This is a genomic window from Nocardiopsis sp. CNR-923 (assembly GCF_001942255.1).
Lineage (GTDB): Bacteria > Actinomycetota > Actinomycetes > Streptosporangiales > Streptosporangiaceae > Nocardiopsis.
In genome coordinates this window covers 1-3325 of sequence record NZ_MKKC01000020.1, presented here as the reverse complement: position 1 = coordinate 3325, position 3325 = coordinate 1, and the positions used below count along the sequence as shown (strand labels likewise).

General features: G+C 69.8%; 2 protein-coding genes. Both read left to right on the top strand.

What is annotated here, in order from left to right:
* Positions 1–713 precede the first annotated feature (713 nt).
* Positions 714–1052 (top strand): trypco2 family protein, encoded by a 339-nt coding sequence (locus BJF83_RS01200; RefSeq protein WP_075924835.1) that lies wholly within the window; start codon positions 714–716, stop codon positions 1050–1052.
* A gap of 49 nt (positions 1053–1101) precedes the next feature.
* On the top strand, positions 1102–3325 hold a 2224-nt coding region (locus BJF83_RS01195; protein WP_143831747.1), incomplete at its 3' end, for a serine protease.

Below are 3325 nucleotides of genomic sequence, written 5' to 3'. Positions count from 1 at the left end.
AGGTCTGGCGCGCGCTACTGGCGTGGTTGCTACCCCTCGCAGGGGCGATGAAGGCTCCCGGGCCGCGGTCGAACCCGCCTCGTCGTGGTGTTGCTACCCCTCGCAGGGGCGATGAAGGCCCGACGGTAAAGTCCCTGGCCACAACACGTATGGCTCATCGATCCGAGTCAGATTTTTCAGCAGCCCTCCGGTAGTGCAGACAACCCCGGCGTGTCGCTGAAAACCACCCTTGAACTCAACCACACTCAACATCCAACACCACCCCTCCGACAGACCACCCTCACACGCTGGCCGCAGAGTCGAATCCGACCAGGTCAGATCGAGCCTTCGTTACGCCTCAGCCAGGACGATCCCCTGACAGGGCCATGTAGACCAAGTCTCCTACGGTCGGCGTGGCCCCTGAGCTTCCCCATCACCTGGTTGGAGTCGCAGAGGATCAGCCACGCCGCCTGTCTGCCCACCTCAGAGAGAACGGCGGCATAGGTGCCCGTGGTCAGCACGACGCAAGCATCACGAGCGACGGCTCGTCGGTTCACAGGAGCGACGGGAGGCGATCCCGGCACCCACCAAACCCTCGACCCACACCAGACACCGGTGGCTGAAGGTGGTCTGACCGGAAACGGCCAACACCCTCCACACCCCACACCACAGTCCGGATTCTGCGATCGTAGTAACCCGCCCCTGACCCCACACCCTTTTGGGAGGAGACCAGCGTGGAACTGCGCCTGACCGACGCCGTCCGAACGTTGCGCGAGGAACTGACCGAAGCCGTCGCCGAGGCCGAAGCCCACAGCCCCGACCTCACCTTCGACGTCGGCCCCGTGACCATGGACTTCGAGGTCCAGTTCCGCGCCGATGCCAAAGCCAAAGGAAAGATCGCGGCGTGGATCGCCTCCGGAGAGGTCGAAGCCGGAGCGAGCCGGGCCCGCACCCACCGGGTGTCCTTCACCCTCACCCCCCGCCACAAGACCACCCCCAACGGCGACGTGTCCATCACCAGCACCAACCAGAACACCGGCACCGGGGACCGATCCGGGCACATCGGACGCTGACCACCCGGCCCCGCTTCCGCCTCGACCGCTCACTGTTCAGGAAGTGCCGATGCCCACGGCCGCGCACATCGCCCGCGTTGAAAGCTCCACAGGGACCGGGTCGGGGTGTGTGATCGCGCCCCGGCTCGTGTTGACCTCCGCCCACGTGGTCCCCGAACCCGGCGGCGAGGTGTCGTTCTTCACCCCCGCGGGCACCGCCACGTTCACCGGCCACGTGGTGTGGCGGGGCACCCCACACGGGCGCGATGACGCCGCCCTGGTCGAGGTCACCGACCCGGCCTGGCCGGCCCCACCGGTCCGCACGCGGTGGGGGCGGCTGGTCACCGACCGCCCCGGCATCTCGTGCCACACCTGGGGGTACCCCGACCTGGTCCAACGCCAGGGGCGTCCGGTGGAGACCTCCCAACCCTCGGGCACCCTCAACCCCGGCAACCGCATGATCGGTGACCGCTACGTCCTGGACATCACCACCCACCCACCCCGCTGGGAGCAGGACGGTTCCCCCTGGGGCGGGCTGTCCGGGGCCGCGTTGGTGTGCGAGGGTCTGGTGGTGGGGGTGGTGGCCACCGACCCCGCCCACCGAGCCCACGCCAGCCTGGAGGCCGTACCCGCCTACGTGCTCCACCACGACCCGGCCTTTCGAGCCGTACTGGACCGGCACCAGGTGTCCGTGGTGTTGGAGCCGGTCGAGCTCGCCCACCTGGCCCACACCCCACTCACACACCAGCGGCCCTCCCCCGCCTCCCTGTTGGAGGCCCACCGGAAGGTAGTGGACTTTCACGGCCGCGACGAAATCATGGGCACCCTGGCCCAGTGGTGCGAGAGCGACGACGTGCTGTCCGCGGTGGTGGTGCACGGGCCCGGCGGTCAGGGCAAGACCCGCCTGGGCCACGAACTCACCGCACACCTGGCCCACCCCGACACCCCCGGGCGGCGCTGGGCCACCGTGTGGGTCAAGGACACCACCACCACCGAAGAACTCGACCCGATCGGGGAGACCACGGTCCCGCTGCTGCTAGTGGTCGACTACGCCGAGACCCGCACCACACAACTGAGGCGCCTGCTGGAGTTGTGCGACCGCCCCCCGGGCAGTGCCCCCGTCCGGCTGCTGTTGCTGGTGCGCACCCTGGGCGAGTGGTGGGAACAGGTCAACACCACCACCGGCCACCTGCTGGCCGACATCACCCGACAGATCCTGCTGCCCCCACTGGCCCCCCGCACAGTCGATCGGACCCGCGAGTACCGCACCGCCCTGCACCACCTGGCCGCCGCCCTGCCCGCGGCCCGCACACCCACCCCGGCCGACTGGGACCAGGCCGCGGCCGACCTACCCGACCCCGACCTGTCCGGGGCCGGGTGGGAGACCGTGTTGAGTGTGCACATGCGCGCCCTGGCCGACCTGCTGGACGCCACCCAACCCCCCACCACGATCACCCCCGACAGCGCGGTCGAGGGGCGGGTGCTGGCCCACGAGTACCGGTACTGGACCCAGGCCGCCACCGCCCACCAACTGGAGGAGGCCGAACTCCAACAGCCGCTGCGGGACGTGCTGGCTCTGGCCTTCACCCTCGCCCCGGCCGGTATCGAGGAAGCCGACCAGCTCCTGGACAACGTGAAGGTGCTGGAAGGGCAGACCGCCGCCCGCAAGCACCAGATCCGCCGGTGGATCAGCAGCCTGTATCCCACCGGCGGGGCGGGGGTGTGGGGACGGTTGCAGCCCGACCGGCTCCTGGAGTACTTCCTCGGCAGGCGCCTCCACAACAACCCCGCCCTGTTCGACCCCCACCTCGAAGACATCTCCACGGGCGACGCCGAACGGCTGGTGACCCTGTATACCCGCGCCGCCGCGCACCCCGCCCTGCCCGGCCTGGGCACACACCTGACCGCGCTGTGCGCGCGCCACATCCGCGCCCTGGGGCCAGTGGCTGTTGACGTGGCCACCCAGGCGGAGAACCCCGGCCCGCTCCTGCAGGCCCTGGAACAGACCACAGCCGACACCACGACCCCCATCGAGGTCCTTGCGCAGCTCAGCGATGCTCTTCCCCACTTCAGCCACCGGCTGGCCGAATGGGCCGGGCAAGTGAGTGACCGCATGGTCCACGCCCTTCGGGAACAAGCCGCGAAGGACCCCGACGCCTTCCTGCCCGACCTCGCCAGGTCCCTGAACAACCAAGCCAACCGCCTGGCGGACCTGGGGCGGCGCGAGGAAGCCCTGAACGCCAGCACCGAGGCCGTCCGCATCCGCCGCACCCTGGCCCAGCAACGCCCCGACG